This is a genomic window from Bradyrhizobium sp. C-145, assembly GCF_023375135.1.
GTDB lineage: Bacteria > Pseudomonadota > Alphaproteobacteria > Rhizobiales > Xanthobacteraceae > Bradyrhizobium > Bradyrhizobium zhanjiangense.
Window position 1 is genome coordinate 638,795 of sequence record NZ_CP088150.1, and the last position, 19,009, is coordinate 657,803.

The following is a 19,009-nucleotide window of genomic DNA, read 5'->3' on the forward strand; positions in this document are numbered from 1 at the left end:
GACCGCTGCTACGGCGACGACAGCCGGGGCTCGCTAGATCGAAGATAGTCCGGTGGACACTCGGGACAAGTATCGCCGATCGAGTCCAATACTTCGGTGATCGCGGCTGCGGCGGCCGCCGGCGAGACGCCGGGCGGCGGCGCCTCTCTGGCGATCCGGAACGCGCAGTCGCGGGCATGAGGGTCGGCCCGGTCCTGCATCCAACCGTGCTCCTCGCATTCGCGGATGGCGCCGGCGTCGCTCAGCGCCAAAATGGCCCAGCCACGCAGGGTCCGTATTGCCGGCCATCTCTCCTTCGTGATCAGCATAGAGATCACTCCTGCCGGGACGAATCCTTCCGTCCCATCGCTCGTTCCGGGCGGTTAGCACGTGGCAGGGATTCGCAATCGGCAGGACTTCGGCTTGTCCACCTGTTCCGTTGTCCAGAACGCGGGGGCCGCGACTCCTTCGCCGGTAGAGGACCGCCCGCGCACGAACGCGGAACGGTCTCTGACGGCCCAGTTGTTAGCCGCCGTTCTCATCACAATCGGGTGGCTCCTGGTCTGGGAATGGCCCGACCCAGCCCTTCTTTTGGCAAGAGATCATCAAGCGCAGCCCTTCGGGCGTCATTGAGTTTCGATTCTCTTTTTCAGGATAGTAAGTCGCCGGAGGAATAATCTTTCCGTGCATCTCGAAGGCCATGCGGACCATCTCTGAACCGATGCCGGTACTTCGGAAGCCTTCTTGAAGGTCAATGACGTCAGCATGGACTGCGTCACCGAACATGTCATGCTCCACGATGCGCAGGCTGAACTCGCCGATTTTTTCCCCTTCATGGTAAGCGCTTATCCAATCCTCCCTCACGTCAAACTCAATTTTTCGATCTTTTGCGTCGATGAATTGATGATCATAGTGCATTCAATATCTCCGCCAATATCAACTGTCCCTCTGGGAATGAAGTATTTCGTCAAGACGCGAGGCTGCTCGATAAATGGCAGACCGATGCTTCCCCTCATTGTCGCGTTTCAAACAGCTCAGCAAGATTGGCCTTAGATCACCAGCATTCTTGAAGTCATTGGGCAGGCCCTGCACCGCGTTCGCAAATGCCCCAAATTCGTCCACTGTCTTGGGAGCATTGATCTTCCCAACAAGGAAGGCCGGCAGGATCTTCGCAGGACTGCCGGTGTAAAGCTTATGAGCAGTTAATGTGCCGCGCAGTCGCTGCACAACCGCATCACGGCTCGTGGGAACACTGGCAATAATGGTTCGAAGATCCTCGACGATCTCATCCACAGGGGTCGAAAGCTGGTCGACGTAGTGCCAAATCGGCATCCATTTGCGGGGATAGTGTGCCTGCGCGTGCAGGTACTGCAATGGTTCCTGAACGTTTGCGTCGAGCAAGAAGTTCTCGATGATCGAGTCAGGCGTGATGTTTTCCCGGATCACATGCACTTTTGTCCGTTCAGCGGCAGATATCGGCTGCACCTCACCGACCACCCGCAGCGCAGGTGCACCCTTTACTTCGCTGAAATCGCCCTCACGGATGAACTGTATTGAGGGCAGCAATTCTTTGTCGATCAAGAAACGCCCGGTCCTACCGGCTACCTCACCGGTGTCGAGGTCTATTGTTGCCTCAGAACCGGAAGCCACTCGGGACATTCGCCTGCTGAAGTCTTCAACGGCCTTCTGTTCGCGCGCCTTGATAATCTGCCGCAGCTCCCCCGGCTTGATCAGTCGTGTCTCGCCCACATAGCGAAAGTAGATGCCGCCCTCCTTTAGGTCGCCGACGCTTTTTACGGCGATCACGGGGCCCTCTTCTTGCTTCTCGACATGGATCGCGCCGACACTCATTTGGCCCAGCGTAACCGCAACGCGGGTTACTTTCGGGACTGGATCGAGGCTGCTGAGCAGATGTGAATTGAGAATTGCTGGGTCGAGGGTGTGGAATTTGTCGTCCGACATTCCCTCGACAACGTTTGTCTTGTCCCTGACACCAAAGAGAATATGACCACCCTTGTTATTTGCGAGGCCTGCTATTGCCTTGATAATCGGGCCGCTCACCGAATAATTGAGTTTGCACTCTACTACGTCCGTCTCGCCATTGCAGACGAACCACTGACTCTTCCTCTTCTCGAATAGAGCCTTGATGTATTCTACATCGGTCGGCGACAAGGGTCCTTTCCGATGGCCGGTGGCCTGATCAACTTCCCACTTGGCCAAGAAAGCGGCAAGTTCGGCCTCTGTCGCGGCGGGGACATCTTTCGCGTAGGAGCCTGTCTTAATTTGCGCGATGCGGCCAGAACTGATGAGGCGGTCCGATCGGTTGAAGTAGAAGTGCACCTGGTCATTTCTTATGCCCTTTGCAATCATCGCACGAGCAAGCCCGACCTCCTCGTCAGTCATATTCCGGCTCTTGGACATATTCCCCCCAGCGCCTCTCGAGTTAGTTCGATTAGCGCCCGACAATTGCGCTATCGCCTCGTCTTGGCGCAACTCGAACCCCCAAGGTGCTTTTCGAGTGTGGCTGAGCGGCAAGCCGACCCAATCGAAGCATCGTACATCGCCGCGTTTGACACTTACCTTTTTGTCCGCGGCGACGAGCGAATCAACCAATGGTAGCTGACAGAGAACCGCGTGCAAAAGAGTTGATTCATTTCAGATTTCCGCAATAGTCTCAATATCTTGACTCAAATCGAACCGTGAACCGCCTCTGACAAGATGCGTCACCCTAGGCGATCGTCGAATGTGCTGGGTAATACTCTATCGAAAAGGTTGCATTGGGAGCGCGAGGGGCCCTAAGTGTGCGATGGGTCGATGCCACTGATCCGATGAAGGAAATCGTTCTCGAAAAGGAACAGCGGCACAAGGGGGGGCTTGGGGCCGGTGGACAATCCGTTTTTTGATCATCCTATTCTCAATTCGCCATACGCCTATCCGACCCGCCATTGGGAGTTGGACGAGACCGGGCAGCCGACGCAGCGCATTGTCGAGAGCCGGCGATCCGCGAAGTTCGTCACTCCAATTCCGAAGCCGAAGAAGAGGAAGCCCGCTTCGCAAAACGGGTTTGTCTTCGACGAGGGCCAGGGTCTCTCGACGGCGGAACAGCAATACGACATCACTTCGATCATCAATGAGGTCCGGAGCCATGTGGATTCATGGCGTGCTCTGCCCAACCCAAACCAATGGCAAGTCACGCCGGAGACGGCTCGCCTGCTCCAGCATTGGCGGCATCACGATTCAGGCGGGGTGCGTCCGTTCTTCTGCCAGATCGAAGCGGTCGAAACCGCGATCTGGCTGACCGAAGTCGCTCCCGCCACCCGGCAGGGAAAGCGCCTGCTGGACCATCTAGCCGCAGCCAACAAGGACGCCAATCCCGAGCTGATGCGGCTGGCGCTGAAGCTGGCGACCGGTGCAGGTAAGACGACGGTCATGTCCATGCTGATCGCGTGGCAAACCATCAACGCCTGCCGGCACGTAGGCAGCAAGAACTTTACCCGCGGGTTTCTGATCTGTGCGCCAGGCCTGACCATCAGGGACCGGCTCCGGGTGCTACAGCCGAATGATCCCGAGAACTACTACTCGGACCGCGAGATCGTTCCCAACGACATGCTGGACGATCTGCACCGGGCGAAGATCGTCATCACCAACTATCACGCATTCAAGCTTCGCGAGCGGCTGGAGTTGTCCAAAGGCGGACGTCAGCTTCTGCAAGGACGTACTGGCCACGAGCTGAGCACGCTGGAGACCGAAGGTCAGATGATCCAGCGCGTCATGGGCGAGTTGATGGGCCTGAAGAACCTCATGGTCATCAACGACGAGGCGCACCACTGCTACCGGGAGAAACCCAAGGAGCCCGACGATGAGGATCTGAAGGGCGACGAGAGGAAGGAGGCGGAGAAAAACAACGAGGCCGCCCGGCTCTGGATCTCCGGCATCGAGGCGGTGAACCGCAAGCTCGGCGTGGCGCGCGTCATTGACCTTTCGGCGACCCCGTTCTTCCTCCGCGGCTCAGGATACGCGGAAGGCACCCTCTTTCCCTGGACCATGAGCGACTTCTCGCTGATGGACGCGATCGAATGCGGGATCGTCAAGCTGCCCCGCGTTCCCGTGGCCGAAAACATTCCCGGCAATGAGATGCCGATGTTCCGCGATCTTTGGGAGAACATTCGGAAAGACATGCCCAAGAAGGGCCGCGGCCAGGGCGAAGAGCTAGACCCACTTCGCCTTCCGACCCGCCTGCAGACCGCAATCGAGGCGCTCTATGGCCATTACGAGAAGACGTTCAAGCTCTGGGAGGAGAAGGGAATCAAAGTCCCTCCCTGCTTTATCATCGTCTGTCAAAACACGGCCATCTCGAAGCTGGTCTATGACTTCATCTCCGGTTTCTTCCGGAAGAACTCGGATGGCTCGACGACACTTCAGAACAGCCGCTTCGCACTGTTCCGGAACTTCGACGACGTCACTGGCAATCCGTTGCCGCGACCGAACACGCTCTTGATCGACAGCGAGCAGCTCGAAGCCGGAAATGCGCTGGACGACAATTTCCGCGCCATGGCCGCCGACGAAATTGACCGGTTCAAGCGCGACATCATCGAGCGTACCAAGGACGCTCACGCTGCCGACAACATCAGTGAATCTGATCTGCTGCGTGAAGTGATGAATACCGTTGGCAAATTCGGTCAACTCGGCGGCTCGATCCGCTGCGTCGTCTCCGTCTCGATGCTGACCGAGGGGTGGGACGCCAATACGGTTACCCATGTTCTGGGCATTCGCGCCTTCGGGACGCAATTGCTCTGCGAGCAGGTCATCGGCCGCGCTCTGCGCCGACAGTCCTATCAGCTCAACGAGGAGGGGCTGTTCAACGTCGAATACGCCGACGTGTTCGGCATCCCCTTCGACTTCACGGCCAAGCCGGTCATCGCTCCGCCGCAGTCGCCGCGCGAAACCATTCAGGTCAAGGCCATCAGCCCGGATCGGGATGCCCTGGAGATCCGTTTTCCGCGTGTCGAGGGTTATCGTGTCGAGCTGCCGGAGGAACGGCTCACGGCGGATTTCAACGACGACTCCGTGCTCGAACTCAGCCCGGATCTCGTCGGTCCCTCGATCACCCGGAACTCGGGCATCATTGGCCAAGGTGTCGACATGAGCCTCGAACATCTTGGGGACATGCGGCCCTCCTCTCTTGTCTACAATCTCACGCATCGCCTGATAACCACCAAGTGGCGCGAACCCGGCGAGGAGCCGAACCTCACCTTATTCGGTCAGCTTAAACGCATCGTGAAGCAGTGGCTCGATACGTGCCTGGTCTGCAAAGGCGGCACCTATCCGGCGCAGCTCATGTATCAAGAGCTGGCGGACATGGCATGCAATCGGATCACCGCCGCCATCACTCGGCACTTCATCGGCGAACGGCCGATCAAGGCTCTGCTGAACCCCTACAATCAAGTCGGATCGACCCGGCGCGTCCGGTTCAACACCTCGCGAGCCGAGCGATGGGATACGAGCGGACCGCCGCCGAAGAACCACTTGAACTGGGTCATCCTGGACTCGGACTGGGAGGCAGAGTTCTGTCGTGTGGCGGAGGCTCACCCGCGCGTCATCGCCTACACCAAGAACCACAATCTCGGATTCGAAGTACCCTACCGTTACGGCTCCGAGAACCGGAAATATTGGCCCGACTTCATCGTGAAGGTCGATGATGGCCGCGGTCCGGATGATCCGCTCAATCTGATCGTCGAGATCAAGGGCTATCGGCGCGAAGATGCCAAGGAGAAGAAGGCCACGATGGAGACCTATTGGGTGCCCGGCGTGAACCATCTCGGCACCTTCGGGCGATGGGCCTTCGCCGAGTTCGGAGAGATTTACCAGATCGGCACGGACTTCGAAGCCAGGGTGAAGGCCGAATTTGACAAGCTGATCGATAAGCACCGCATCAAGGAACCGGCCTGAGATTTATCAGGGCGACAGGCCGAGAGGATTGCATGGCAAGAAACGGAAAGAAGCAGGCTGCAAAGTCAGTTGAGACGCTCAAGCACGATGAAGCCAAGAGGAAGAACATTCCGACGGCGGAGTTCCAATCGGTGCTGGAGAAAGAGCAACAAGATCCTCGAAAGGTGTTCTATCCCCGCAACCGGGACCTCGATCCGCAACTCGTCTGGCGCGGCAAGGATGAGCAGGACTGGAGCGATCTCGTTGTCCAAGCTCCGCCGCTCTACATTCAGGAGAAGGTCCATCCCAAGGTACTCATCGACGATCTCTTGCGCGTCACCAAAGAGCGCGAACATAAGGGCGGCGAGATTACCCCTGACCTCTTCGCAGATTTCAACGGCATCCCCAAGGGAGCTGATAAGACCGAGTTCTATCAGCACGACCAGAACTGGTCGAACCGGATGATCCTGGGCGACTCGCTACAGGTGATGGCAAGCCTTGCTGAACGCGAGGGTCTCCGCGGAAAGGTGCAGTGCATCTACTTCGATCCGCCATACGGCATCCGATTTAACAGCAATTTTCAATGGTCAACGACTAGCCGCGATGTGAAGGATGGCAGCGCCACTCAGATCACCCGCGAGCCGGAACAGGTCAAAGCATTTCGGGATACCTGGCGCGACGGCATACACAGCTATCTCACATACTTGCGCGATCGCCTCACAGTGGCGAAAGACTTGCTGACAGATTCCGGATCGATCTTTGTGCAGATTGGTGACGAGAACGTCCATCGAGTCCGATCTGTCATGGATGAGGTGTTTGGGGACAAGAATTGCGTTGTTCTCATTTCAGTTACGAAGACGAGTAGCGCGTCAACTGACCTGTTGCCGGGCGTTAATGATTTTATTCTGTGGTACGCCAAAGATCGAAATCTAGTAAAATACCGCCAGCCCTACCTGACGAAGAGAGTTGGTGGTGACGGAGGCGGACAATATCGGTCGGTTGAAGGAGTCGATGGTCGTAGACGAGCACTGACGGAAGAGGAAAAGTTTCGTCCTTCGTCGATAACAGGTCGGGTTTTTCGCTACGACAACATGACTAGTCAGCGACCTCCCGGCGACTTCCCAGTGTCCATTTTCGGCCGTTCTATCCGTCCGAAAAGAGGTTATTGGAAAACAGGAGAGCCGGGAGTCGCGCGGCTCCAGAAAGCGAATCGGCTCGCACTCCTGGGCGATACACTTTCATATGTCCGCTACTTGAACGACTTTCCTGTCTTCCCATTGACCAACGTTTGGGATGACACCGTAACTTCAGGATTCGGTGATCCCAAAGTCTACGTGGTGCAAACGCTCTCGCTAATCGTTGAGCGATGCCTTCTCATGGCCACCGATCCGGGTGATCTTGTTCTAGACCCAACATGCGGTTCCGGCACGACCGCTACAGTCGCAGAACAATGGGGCCGCCGCTGGATCACAATTGACACTTCGCGCGTGGCTCTGGCTCTTGCTCGTGCCCGTATCATGGGCGCCCGGTATCCGTTCTATCTGCTCGCCGACACCCGCGAAGGACAGCTCAAAGAAGGTGAGATCACGCGCGCCGCCCCAAGCACCAAGCTGGTGCATGGCGATCTTCGTCATGGCTTCGTTTACGAGCGCGTTCCGCACGTTACGCTTAAGTCGATCGCCAATAATGCCGAGATTGATGTCATCTGGGAGCGGTGGCAAACTAAGCTCGAACCGTGGCGTACGAGATTGAACGCCGCGCTGAAGAAGCAATGGCATGAATGGGAAATCCCGCACGAGGCGGACAAGGCATGGCCCGAGACCGCAAAGAAGCTACACGCGGAATGGTGGGAGGCGCGCATCGCGCGGCAGCAAGAAATTGACGCTTCCATCGCAGCCAAGGCCGAGTTCGAATATCTCTACGATAAGCCTTACACTGACAACAAGAAGGTCCGCGTTGCTGGCCCCTTCACCGTGGAGAGCCTCAGCCCGCACCGCATCTTGGGCGTAGATGAGAACGACGAGCTGATCGATGGCCTTGAGGACCATGGCGCCGAATACGGAGCCAAGAAATCCTTCCCCGAAATGATCCTCGAAAATCTCAAGATCGCCGGTGTCCAGCAGGCGCACAAAGAGGACCGGATCACCTTCACATCGCTCTCGCCTTGGCCGGGCGATCTCGTCTGCGCGGAAGGGCGTTACATGGAAGGCGAAACCGAGCGACGGGCGGCGGTATTCATCGGCCCGGAGTTCGGCACTGTCCTTCGCGCCGATCTAGTCGCTGCCGCCCGCGAGGCCGGTGACGCTTCCTTCGACGTGTTGATCGCCTGCGCTTTCAATTACGAGGCCCACACCACAGAGTTCAACAAGCTCGGCCGTATTCCCGTGCTCAAGGCGCGCATGAACGCCGACCTGCATATGGCAGACGATCTCAAGACGACCTCAAAGGGCAACCTGTTCGTCATATTCGGCGAACCCGATATCGACCTGATCCAAGAAAAGGACGGACGGCTCCGCGTTAAGGTCAAAGGAGTGGACGTGTTCAAGCCGCAGACTGGCGAGGTCATCAGCGATAACGCGGACGGCATCGCCTGCTGGTTCATCGATACCGATTACAACGAGGAGAGCTTCTTCGTCCGCCATGCCTACTTCCTCGGCGCAAATGACCCCTACGGCGCGCTCAAAACTACCCTGAAGGCCGAGATCGATCCGGAAGCCTGGGCCACGCTGAACAGCGACACATCGCGTTCGTTCGACAAGCCCAAGAGCGGCCGGATCGCTGTGAAGGTGATCAATCACCTTGGCGATGAGGTGATGAAGGTATTTCGAGTATAACGGGGGGCGACATGAAATTTACGCCAACTTCTTTGACGATAAACCAGCTATTCAATTCTGCTAACGAGCAGTACGTAATTCCTACCTACCAACGGCGGTACTCCTGGACTGAGAAGCAAATCTGGGATCTCGTTGAGGACGTTGGTCTTATCGAGCCAGGTGACCAGCATCTGCTTGGCATGTTGGTCTGCCTCGCTGGCCACCATAAGGCCGGGCTAAATCAGCTTGAAGTCGTAGACGGACAGCAGCGGCTCACGACAATCGTGATCCTGTTGGAGTGCATCAAGCAAATTTTTGAGAAAGAAGGGCTAGCTGATGCAGCTCGCGACATTTCCATGCTGCTGCAGGCAGTGCCTCCAAGTGGCAAGGCTGAACAAAAGGTACTGCTAGACTCCATAGATGCTGAAGAGTTCAAGGATCACATCGCGCAAAGGACCGACCGAACCTACATAAATCAGCGACTTCTGGATGCGTTTCGGGTGGTGCGAGAGGACGCGATAGCGGAGGGAATAAGAGAATCGACGATCAAGGGTATCCAGGACTTTGTCTACAAGCTCAGAAACCAAGCCGTTGTGATCCGCCTGGATGTCAGCGAGGCGAGAGACGCCTTCAAGCTATTCGAGACGATCAACAATCGTGGCTTGCGATTAAGTCCGACCGATATTGTCAAAAACTTCCTGTTGGGAAATGCCGCTCGCTTTGGCGACGCAGCATTAGATCAGGCGCGGAAGAGCTGGGCCGAATTGCTTCATCACCTTGATGGGATAAATTCTGACGCCTTCTTCCGATATTATTTGATGTCATTGCTTCAAGTGCGCGTGAAGAAGGTTGAGGTCGTATCACGATTCAAGTCTCTCTTCATGACGCAGGTCGCTGAGGCGGCCAAGCTTCCCGATCGACACAACTACCCCGATATGGACGATTCCGAGGATGAAGATGAGGTGGGGAATGGCGAAGAAGTTTCCAATGGCGAATCCGAGTTTGCGCGTGCTGAAGTAGTTAGCTTCGGCGATTTCCTGGACAGGTTGGTTCTGAGCTGCTGCCGGTTTGATGGACACGAGATTGGGTGTTTTATCAAGCCGGAGGTTGGTCATGCAGAGACGGAAGTTCAGCCGAGAGTTCAAGATCGAAGCGGTCAAGCTTGTCAGGGAGCGCGGGGTGTCGGTGGCGCAAGCCGGTCGCGACCTGGGCGTTCATGAGAACGTACTGCGCAAATGGGTGAAGGAGTTCGGCTCTGACCCGGTACAGGCGTTCCCCGGCCATGGGCAGATGAAGCCCGAGCAGCAAGAGATCGAGCGGCTGCGCCGTGAGGTCGCCAAGCTGAAGGCCGAGCGAGATATCCTAAAAAAGGCCGCAGCCTACTTCGCGAAGGAAGCGACATGAAGTTCGCCTTCGTCGCGAAGCACCGGACGATCTGGCCGGTGGCATGGCTATGCGATGCGCTGGGAGTGTCGCGGTCGGGCTTCCATGCCTGGCTGAACCGCTCTCCCAGCACCAGATTCCGCAGCGACGAGGAGCTCGGCGGCAGGGTCAAGGCCAGCTTCGCCGCCAGCGACCGCACCTATGGCGCACGCCGGGTGTGGCGTGACCTGCTCGCCGACGGGGCGGATTGCGGCCTGCACCGCATTGAGCGGCTGATGCGCCTGCAAGGCTTGAGGGCACGGCCGCGACGTCGGCGCTTGCCGAAGGACAGCGGCGATCGACAGCTCGAGACGGTGCCGGCCAACCTTCTGGACCGGCAGTTCGCTGCCGAGCGTCCGAACCAGAAATGGATCGCCGACTTCACCTATCTCTGGACGGCCGAAGGCTGGCTCTATGTGGCAGCGGTGATCGACCTGTTCTCACGCCGCGTGGTGGGCTGGTCGATGAGTGCCGCCATGACGGCGCAGCTCGTGACGGACGCATTGTTGATGGCCGTCTGGCGGCGCGGCAAGCCGGATGCGCTGTTGCATCACTCCGACCAGGGTAGCCAGTACACCAGCGAACAGTTCCAGCGCCTGATGGCCGACCACGGCATCGTTTGCAGCATGAGCCGCTCCGGCAACGTCTGGGACAACGCGGCGATGGAGAGCTTCTTCTCCTCGCTCAAGACCGAGCGTACGGCCAACAAGATCTATCGAACCAGAGATGAGGCACGCGCCGATGTGTTCGACTACATCGAGAGATTTTACAACACGACCCGCAGGCATTCGACCATCGGCTATCTCAGCCCGGTTGAGTTCGAGCGCAAGGTGGGATTAGCTTAACCGGGTGTCCATCAAACCGGCAGCAGCTCATTCAATCCGCAAAATGTTACGGTGAGATTGAGCTTGGCACGACGGACGATACTCGCATTAATCGTCACCTTCGCAATCTGCGGATGATTAAGGCCACGCAAACAAGTGGCTTCCTCATGCATCTTCGAGTTGGGGGATGCGACGACAAGCAGTTCAGGGAGGTTCTGAAGCTCACTGAGAGTTTCGTGTTACGAAGACATGTTTGCCGCGAACGATCCAATGACACCGAGACGCTCTTCGCGCGACTGTGTGGCGTGGATCCCAAGAATCCCTTGGAGGCGACAAAGAAAGCCTATCGAGAACTTTGCCCAACGGACGAGAAGTTCAAGGCGGAGTTCGCAGAAGCAGCCTTTACATCCAATCTCATCGAGCGAGCCAGGTACTGTTTGGAGCGGATCGAAGCCTCCAAGCATGGGAAGCATGATGAATTGCAAGTTCTCGGGGCCACTGATGTTCATGTGGAGCACATCATGCCGCAAAAGATCAAGACAAAGAAGGTGAAGGAAGAACTTGGCGACTGGGTGACATATCTTGGTAGCAACGCGGAAAGCCAGCACCCGAAATTCGTTGATCGAATAGGTAATCTTACTCTCTTCGCTGGAGCATTGAACATTGGAGCCTCGAATAATCCGTTTGCTCGCAAGAAAGCTGCTTACAAGGAATCGTCTATCATTCTCACTAATGAGCTTACAAAGCGGTCCAATTTCAAATTTAGAGATATTGAGAAGCGATCCGGTGAATTGTCTGAGATTGCTGTTGAGCTATGGCCTCGGCCGTAATTGGCCCTACTGAGGAAAATGTTGATGCCGTTATCGAGAAGCTATGACGAAGCCTTGGCTTATGTCGCGGATCTCCATCGTGATCAGGTGAGGAAGGGGAGCGGCGTTCCCTACATCGCTCATTTGCTCAGTGTTTCCAGCCGTATCCTTTCTGCTGGAGGAAGTGAGACCCAAGCGATTGCGGGGTTGTTGCACGATGCAGCGGAAGACCAGGGCGGTCAGGCGACGCTAAATGTCATCAGAAGGCGCTTCGGGCCGGAAGTTGCGCAGATCGTCTCGGACTGCACCGACTCCTGGGTCGAACCGAAGCCAGCGTGGCGGCCGCGGAAAGAAGCGTATCTGGCAGCACTGCCCAGCAAACCCGAGACCTCGCTTTTGGTTTCACTTGCTGACAAGGTCGACAACGCTGAGGCCATTCTTAATGACTATCGTCGGATAGGCGAGGACCTTTGGGATCGCTTCACCGGAGGGCGCGAAGGCACAATCTGGTATTACCGCGAGTTAAGCGCGATCTTCGAGGGAGCACTTCCGTGCCCGCTTGCCGGCGACCTATCTCGAGCTGTCTCCCACCTTCCTGCTCAACGCGCATGAAGCAGGAAAGGATACAGCGTGTTCTGAGATCTAGGTACCTACGAAGGAGTTTCTGCTCCGCAAGCGGAGGAGAAACTAGTGGTCAGTTCGCTGCTTCTAAGATCAACGCGATTCCCGATCGTAACCCCTCGACCGATCGATCATCGCATCCTGGTGGAATCTACCTGTAGAGCGGACGTCATGGATTTTCGGATTGCCGACACTTTCACCGACAGCCTCGCCCGACTAACGGGCGATGAGCAGAAGGCGGTCAAGACGACGGCATTCGACCTGCAGCTCAATCCCGCTAGTCCGGGCATGAGCTTCCACAAGCTTGACAAGGCCCGGGACAAGAACTTCTGGTCCGTTCGAGTGAACAGCGACATCCGGTTGATTGTTCATAGGAGCGACCAAAGCCTCCTGCTCTGCTACGTCGACCACCATGACAAGGCTTACGATTGGGCGGAAAGACGCAAGCTAGAGACCCATCCGAAAACCGGAGCGGCCCAGCTCGTCGAGATCCGCGAAACGGTGAAGGAGGTGCTTGTTCCGGTCTACGTGCAAACCGAATTGCCGTTGGTGCAAGGACCGGCGCCGGAGAAGCTGCCGCTGTTCACTAATGTCTCTGTCGATGAACTATTAGGCTATGGCGTGCCGATCGAATGGCTCGCAGACGTCAAGAAGGCGACCGAGGATACCCTTCTGATCGTGGCAGATCACCTGCCAGCCGAGGCGGCCGAAGCCTTGCTTCAACTGGCAACCGGCGGCAATCCTCGACCCGCAACTGCTCCGAAGGAACTGACCAGCCCGTTCGAGCACCCGGACGCACAGCGCCGATTCCGTATGATGACCAACGTCGAGGAGCTGCAACGCGCTCTCGACTTTCCTTGGGAAAAATGGACCGTCTTCCTTCACCCGGAACAGCGAGAGATGGTCGAACGCGACTACGCCGGCCCGGCCCGCGTATCGGGATCAGCCGGCACGGGGAAGACGATCGTTGCCTTGCACCGGGCGGCCCACCTCGCCCGGACTTATCCGCCGGCCCGCGTGCTTCTGACCACATTCTCAGACACCCTCGCGCATGCGCTCCAGGCGAAGCTGCGCCGGTTGCTGGGGAATGAGCCGCGTCTTGGCGAGCGCATTGACGTGCACTCCCTCAGCAGCATCGGACTTCGGCTGTACAGATCGCACATCGGGCCAGCCACTCTTGCGAGCGCCCATGTCGTTCGCGATCTGATCGAAAAGGAAGCAGCGGAGGCTGGTACCCACAAGTTCAGCCAGCGCTTCCTGGTCGCGGAATGGGACCAGGTTGTCGATGCCTGGCAGCTAAAGTCATGGGAGGCCTATCGCGACGTTGCCAGGCTTGGACGCAGGACTCGCCTGCCGGAGGCGCAGCGCAAGCAGTTGTGGACGATCTTCGAGCGTGTCCAGGCCGAGCTGCGAGCGAGCCAGTTGGTCACTTGGCCCGAGCTGTTCAGCTCCCTGGCGGATGCGATCGGTCGTGACAAGAGGGTCGTGTTCGATTTCGCGGTCGTGGACGAAGCGCAGGACGTCAGCCCTGCCCATCTCAAGTTTCTGGCGGCACTTGGCGGCGACCGGCCCAAAGCGCTCTTCTTTGCGGGAGACCTTGGCCAGCGCATTTTCCAGCAGCCCTTCTCCTGGAAGTCGCTGGGCGTCGACATAAGGGGGCGATCGCGGACGCTCCGAGTCAACTATCGCACCTCACACCAGATTCGGACGCAGGCTGACCGACTGCTAGGCCCATCGGTCGCGGACGTGGATGGCAACTCGGAGAAGCGGGACGATGCGATCTCGGTCTTCAACGGTCCCGAGCCGATGATCCATGCGTACCGGGACCAAGCGGAAGAATGGAAGGCGGTTGGAGGCTGGATTGCGGACCTCACGGCAGCCGGCGTGCTGCCGCATGAGTTAGGGATCTTCGTTCGGTCCGAAGCTCAGCTCGACCGCGCCGGCGCCGCGGTCAAACAGGCGGGTCTTGCCTTCAGGGTCTTAGACGAGCGGGTCGAGACAGCGAGCGGGCAGGTCTCAATCGCCACCATGCATTTGGCGAAGGGCCTGGAGTTCCGCGCCGTCGCGGTGATGGCCTGCGATGATGAGGTGATCCCGCTCCAGGAGCGCATCGAGAATGTAGGCGACGACGCCGACCTGCAGGAGGTTTACGAGACCGAGCGTCATTTGCTCTACGTGGCCTGCACGCGCGCCCGAGATCATCTGCTGGTCTGCGGGGTGACGCCTGTGTCGGAGTTTCTGGACGACTTCGACAAATCATAGGATCGCGGGGAGCCGGCAGTCAGCTCGGGCTACGGGCCCGAGCATGCTTGATGGCGCACACTGATCTATTTATGTCGTAATTGTTGGGGCAAAGATATGGGCAACAAGAAAATGGACGAGCTGATGGCTCGGCTTGAACGTACCGAGCGACTGGAGCAACAGCACCGGGAACAGCTTAGGGCTGGTGAAGTCAGCGAGATCATGTCTCGGCGCTGGGAACATTCTTCCGATCCGGCAGAGCGCGCGGCGTATGAAGTGCGCCGGCACCGCAAGAATTACGAATGGAAGAATTTCTACGCGCCGGCCGTCGCCTTCATCATTTTGCTTCTGCTTGTCAAGATCGTGTTCAGGTGATCCAGGGCACGGCGCGCTTGGCCAACCAACAAAAATTTGCATTTCCAGACACCCCTCATTACATGACTCCTACATCGCTATTTTTATGAACAAGGGTCCCGCCGTAGGTGGGGCCTTTTCCATCCGCCCTAGGCCGTAGCATCCGCTGCGGCCTTTTTGCTTTGGAGAGAAAGCTACAATGGGAACCCACATGCACTTTAACCCCGACAACGTTCGCAGCTATGTCGGCTTCCAGCTGCCGGCTGACAAGTTGGCGGCGCTAGATCAGGCTCGCATCGAAATGCGCCTCTCTCGCTCGCAGTTCATGCGGGAGGCTGTGGCTGCTTACTTGCAGCAGCGTCAGGCCACCGCGAAGTAAACGCGATCCATCAAAAGAAAAAGCCTCCGGCGCGCCAACGCCGAAGAGCTTTCAATCAGTTCAAGAAATCACAAGATCACTTATGTCAGAAGAGACCCTAAAACACAAGCTCGGCAGGGACAATGCTCCAACCAAGATCGAACCGACGCAGCGCCTCGATTTTCTAAGCGCGCTTGCAATGGACAAACGGATCAAGGCCCGGGAGTCTTTGGCTGTCCGTGTCGCGCTCGTTTTGATGCTACACCGGAACGGGCAGACGGGCTTAATCTGTCCAGAGCACAAGACGATTGCGGCTGAAATCGGCTGCTCTGTTGATGCAGTGAAGGATGCGCTCAACATCCTGGTTGATACGGGCTGGTTCAGGATTGTGCATCGCTTTCGTAAGGGAGGAATGAAGTCGTCCAACCAGTACATCCCGAATTGGAGGCAAGCGACGACGATAGAACTTGCGAGCACCATCGGCGCAGTTCCAAAGCACCATGAGATAGGGCTTGGGAGCCCTAACCGTTGGGGCTTGGAAGCCATGACCGATAGTGCTTGGGAGCCCCAAGAACCCAGTGAAGAGAACCCAGTGAAAGAACCCGGTGAAGAAAACTCAGGTGTCGGGCGCGATGCCGGCTGCCTCGATGATGGTTCAACGACGAACCAGGCTGAGGAGTCGTATGCAAATGATAACGAGGGGGTGGATGGTCCTTCGGAAGATGTAATCTTGGAGAAGTTCAACGCGTTCTTTGAAGGCTTCCCCAACAAGCTGGCGAAATACCGTGCAGAAGCGCTCGTTGAGTTTCGCAAGATCGCGCGGGCCGGCGACACTTCGTCCAGGCAAATCATGGATGGCCTCCGCATGTACAAGAAACGCCTAGGAGACGACCCGCGCTTCGCCACCACTCCAGCCCGGTGGCTGCGGGAACACCGTTGGACCCAGTTCGAAGTGTTGAGCAAATCGGAACGTCTGAAACAAAGGGTTTGGGTCTGACCTAGTGGCTCGCGCTCAGCTTTCGTATCGCATAAAAGAGCATTTGAATTTCGAGCTTAATCAATGATTTCAAGCGCTTAGTCTTGACGAAAGCCCCGGGGCATGGTAGTAGTTGTTCTACGATGCCAAGGATAGCATCGACAGTCTTATGGGAGCCCTCGCGGCTCCCTTTGTCATTCCCAACCCGTCCGCTGTTATTCGCAGCGCGGCGGGTTTTTTGTTTCGGAACCATCACATGAAATCCGCTCTCGATACGTCGGAACTCGTTCAGTCTCCGATGGTCCACCTGACCATGCTTGTCCCCAAGTTGTTGCTCGACAAGATCGACGAAGCTGCTCGGAGGGACGATCCCAGTTGCCCAAACCGGTCAAGCTGGATCCGCCGATCAATGATCTCCACCCTCCGCAGGGATGCCCTCCGATGACCGACAACCTTGAAGACTTGATCCTTTTGGAAGCACGTCGGCAGGGCTACCAGCCAAACGCAGCGGCCATGATGCGAGCTGCGATCGATCTCGCCGGCAGTTTTATGACCACACAGAACCTGATCAGCATGCCAGGCAAGGGCTCCATCTCGCCTGCTGACTTTGTGCGCAGCCTCCGTGCTCAGATGCCTGACGCCTTCGGCAACCTGGTTGACACCTCACTACACACCGGAATGCGGCCAGTGGAGCAAACGCTGACGCAGTCCATGCGTGAAGAGATCGCGGCTGGCCGCAAGCAGAGCCTGATGCCCGACGACTGGCGGCAGGTCCGCGCTAAATATGCCTCCGGCACTCTCACAGCCAAGATGATGGACGAACGAGCGGCAGAGCGCCGCCAAGGAACACAAAACCAATGACTCGATATTTTCGAACGGGCAGCGTAGCCGCCACCGCCGACTTTGTAGCGAATATGTCCCCTGAGCTTCGCGACCAGCGGGCGGCTCACCTCCTAGAGTGGGATCGGCAGCAGCGTCTTGCTGCTGCTCAAGCCGACGTTGAAGCGGCACGGCAGGCCCTCCAAAGGGTTCGCGACACCTCCGCAGAGCAGGCAGCGCTGGATGCAGCGCTGAAGCGCCTCGCGGATATCAAGGTTGAAGACCAATGAAGCGCGGCACACACATCTCGCCAAGGCTGATTTCGAAGGGTGAGCTGGCGCAATATTTGGGCTATGCCCACAGCAAATCGCTGGCAGACCTTATCGCTCGCGGAGTCATCCCGGGACCGATCGAAGGCACGTTGCGTTTCGATCGCCTGGCGGTTGACGCCGCATTGGACCGCGCTTCCGGCATAACGCGCAACCGAGACCACTCATGAGCCTTGATCAAGGCAATGAAATTGAGCGTCGCCCGGTCGAAGTCGGGCGCACCGCATCGACCGCGGCTCGCATGGCCATCGCTGCCATGCAATTGGCAATGCGGAACCTCGCAGGTGCTGGCGCCGTCACCACATCGCTCGGTACAAAGCCGTGCGGCTTCGCGTAATGAGGGGCTGCATGGTTAGGGCTACGAAAGTCATGTTGAGGCTAGCTTGGATCACCGCGTTGCTCGCAGCGCTTACAGCCGTCCCGTCATCCCTTTGGGCAGGTAGCCAATATCCAACTCCGACTCACGACCGCCGGGAGCGCATCCAGCGCACTGGCACATGCCCTACTGGGTATGTCGGTGTGAGCGCATTCTGCGAGGCGTTGCACGCCAACACCCCGCGCGCCTATCCCACCATCCCGGCTCGCGCCTGCCCATCAGGAACGTTCCGCAGCGGCGATGCTTGCAAGTCCTTCCACTGACCGAGATCAGGCTGCCGCGAGCCGCTCTAGGACGCGGGAGACCTGCACAGCCTGCCATTGACCACCGCGTGGGGTCGGAATGCCCTGATCATTGAGACCAGCGGCAATGGCTGTCAGGGACGTTACGCCACCGGCCTGTAGCTCTCGAATGGCCGGAGCAATGTCTGCGGCCTTTGCATTTGCGCGCTTCGCTATGGCCTCCCGGCCCATGGCAATGGCATCCAGCGTCAAGGAGACTGGCTTGCCTTGCGCATCTTTGCGACGACCACCGAGCTTGACGCCACGGGCCTTCGCGGCCTGTAGAGCAGCCTTGGTGCGGGCGGAGATCATGCGTCGCTCTTCGTCAGCCACCATCGCCATGATGCCAATGGTCAGCCGGTTCGCGTTCGGCATGTCCGCCGCAACGAAGTCAACGCCAGCCTTCTCCAGCCCGAGAAGGAAATGAGCGTCACGCGAGAGCCGGTCCAGCTTGGCGATGACCAGCTTGGCGCCGAACATGCGGCAGGCATCAAGGGCGGCCTGTAGCTGCGGACGGTCGGAGCGCTTGCCGCTCTCAACTTCGGTGAACTCTTTGACCAACTTCCAGTCGCCACCATTCAAGTACGTCTTAACAGCGGAGCGCTGGGCCTGAAGGCCAAGGCCACTTTTGCCCTGCTTGTCAGTCGAGACCCTGTAGTAAGCGACCCATTTGCCCGTGCTAGCCATGTGTCCAGTCCCATTTACAAACTAGTCAATGTTCGTTGACTATTTTGTAATATGCTGCGCGAGGGGCAGCAAGCTGAATCTGCCAAGGGCTGGTTGAAACTTTCGTGGTCGCACTACCCGTAAGTTTCCCAGGTATGACCGACAACGCTTCCAAGCTGGCGCCCGCCCCGTAAGCGGGGCCGCCAACTCCAC

Annotated in this window: 17 protein-coding genes; 13 read left to right on the forward strand and 4 right to left on the reverse strand. The window is 57.7% G+C overall.

All coding sequences use genetic code 11. The features are described 5' to 3' along the window. Positions 1 to 8: 8 nt before the first annotated feature. From LRP30_RS02895 to LRP30_RS02905, 3 genes are all read right to left on the reverse strand, one after another. Positions 9 to 308 (reverse strand): hypothetical protein, encoded by a 300-nt coding sequence (locus tag LRP30_RS02895; RefSeq protein ID WP_249759287.1) that lies wholly within the window; start codon positions 306 to 308, stop codon positions 9 to 11. A 196-nt stretch (positions 309 to 504) separates the two neighbouring features. Then, on the reverse strand, positions 505 to 897 hold the full coding sequence (locus tag LRP30_RS02900) for a hypothetical protein (RefSeq protein WP_249759288.1): 393 nt from the start codon (positions 895 to 897) through the stop codon (positions 505 to 507). Between the two features lie 18 nt (positions 898 to 915). Further along, on the reverse strand, positions 916 to 2,382 hold the full coding sequence (locus LRP30_RS02905) for an ATP-binding protein (RefSeq protein WP_249759289.1): 1,467 nt from the start codon (positions 2,380 to 2,382) through the stop codon (positions 916 to 918). Between the two features lie 480 nt (positions 2,383 to 2,862). On the opposite strand from LRP30_RS02905, the gene LRP30_RS02910 reads away from it, so the two are divergent. The 13 genes from LRP30_RS02910 to LRP30_RS02970 all read left to right on the forward strand — a co-directional run bounded on the left by LRP30_RS02910 (position 2,863) and on the right by LRP30_RS02970 (position 17,810). Further along, entirely contained in the window at positions 2,863 to 5,928 is a 3,066-nt protein-coding gene (locus LRP30_RS02910; protein WP_249759290.1) for a DEAD/DEAH box helicase family protein, read from the forward strand. 32 nt (positions 5,929 to 5,960) lie between these two features. Next, the gene (locus tag LRP30_RS02915) at positions 5,961 to 8,741 is read left to right on the forward strand and encodes a site-specific DNA-methyltransferase (RefSeq protein ID WP_249759291.1); all 2,781 of its coding nucleotides are present in this window, start codon (positions 5,961 to 5,963) and stop codon (positions 8,739 to 8,741) included. A gap of 11 nt (positions 8,742 to 8,752) precedes the next feature. Further along, a complete protein-coding gene (locus LRP30_RS02920; protein ID WP_249759292.1) occupies positions 8,753 to 9,940 on the forward strand; it encodes a DUF262 domain-containing protein in 1,188 nt (395 codons plus the stop codon). Next, positions 9,834 to 10,987 (forward strand): IS3 family transposase gene (locus tag LRP30_RS02925; protein ID WP_249759293.1). Its coding sequence is split into 2 segments (ribosomal slippage): positions 9,834 to 10,083 and positions 10,083 to 10,987, totalling 1,155 coding nucleotides; the frame shifts between segments, so codons are not numbered across the junction. The genes LRP30_RS02920 and LRP30_RS02925 overlap by 107 nt, the downstream gene beginning before the upstream one ends. A 113-nt stretch (positions 10,988 to 11,100) precedes the next feature. Then, positions 11,101 to 11,796: an HNH endonuclease family protein gene (locus LRP30_RS02930; RefSeq protein ID WP_249759294.1), complete on the forward strand. Its 696-nt coding sequence runs from the start codon at positions 11,101 to 11,103 to the stop codon at positions 11,794 to 11,796. Between the two features lie 24 nt (positions 11,797 to 11,820). Further along, positions 11,821 to 12,387, forward strand: coding sequence for an HD domain-containing protein (locus tag LRP30_RS02935; protein WP_249759295.1), 567 nt, complete (start codon positions 11,821 to 11,823; stop codon positions 12,385 to 12,387). Between the two features lie 180 nt (positions 12,388 to 12,567). Continuing rightward, complete coding sequence (locus LRP30_RS02940; protein ID WP_249759296.1) at positions 12,568 to 14,658, forward strand: UvrD-helicase domain-containing protein; 2,091 nt, start codon at positions 12,568 to 12,570, stop codon at positions 14,656 to 14,658. Between the two features lie 96 nt (positions 14,659 to 14,754). Further along, positions 14,755 to 15,012, forward strand: a complete 258-nt coding sequence (locus LRP30_RS02945; RefSeq protein ID WP_249759297.1) for a hypothetical protein — start codon at positions 14,755 to 14,757, stop codon at positions 15,010 to 15,012. A gap of 178 nt (positions 15,013 to 15,190) precedes the next feature. Then, on the forward strand, positions 15,191 to 15,370 hold the full coding sequence (locus LRP30_RS02950) for a CopG family transcriptional regulator (RefSeq protein ID WP_249759298.1): 180 nt from the start codon (positions 15,191 to 15,193) through the stop codon (positions 15,368 to 15,370). An 82-nt stretch (positions 15,371 to 15,452) separates the two neighbouring features. Continuing rightward, positions 15,453 to 16,346: a helix-turn-helix domain-containing protein gene (locus tag LRP30_RS02955; protein WP_249759299.1), complete on the forward strand. Its 894-nt coding sequence runs from the start codon at positions 15,453 to 15,455 to the stop codon at positions 16,344 to 16,346. A gap of 420 nt (positions 16,347 to 16,766) precedes the next feature. Further along, on the forward strand, positions 16,767 to 17,186 hold the full coding sequence (locus tag LRP30_RS02960; protein ID WP_249759300.1) for a hypothetical protein: 420 nt from the start codon (positions 16,767 to 16,769) through the stop codon (positions 17,184 to 17,186). Beyond that, on the forward strand, positions 17,183 to 17,434 hold the full coding sequence (locus LRP30_RS02965) for a hypothetical protein (protein WP_249759301.1): 252 nt from the start codon (positions 17,183 to 17,185) through the stop codon (positions 17,432 to 17,434). Before LRP30_RS02960 ends, LRP30_RS02965 begins: the two co-directional genes overlap by 4 nt. A gap of 205 nt (positions 17,435 to 17,639) precedes the next feature. Continuing rightward, the gene (locus LRP30_RS02970; protein ID WP_249759302.1) at positions 17,640 to 17,810 is read left to right on the forward strand and encodes a hypothetical protein; all 171 of its coding nucleotides are present in this window, start codon (positions 17,640 to 17,642) and stop codon (positions 17,808 to 17,810) included. Positions 17,811 to 18,118: 308 nt separating this feature from the next. Here the strand turns inward: LRP30_RS02970 and LRP30_RS02975 are convergent, their stop codons facing one another. Next, positions 18,119 to 18,817: a recombinase family protein gene (locus LRP30_RS02975; RefSeq protein WP_249759303.1), complete on the reverse strand. Its 699-nt coding sequence runs from the start codon at positions 18,815 to 18,817 to the stop codon at positions 18,119 to 18,121. Between the last annotated feature and the right edge of the window lie 192 nt (positions 18,818 to 19,009).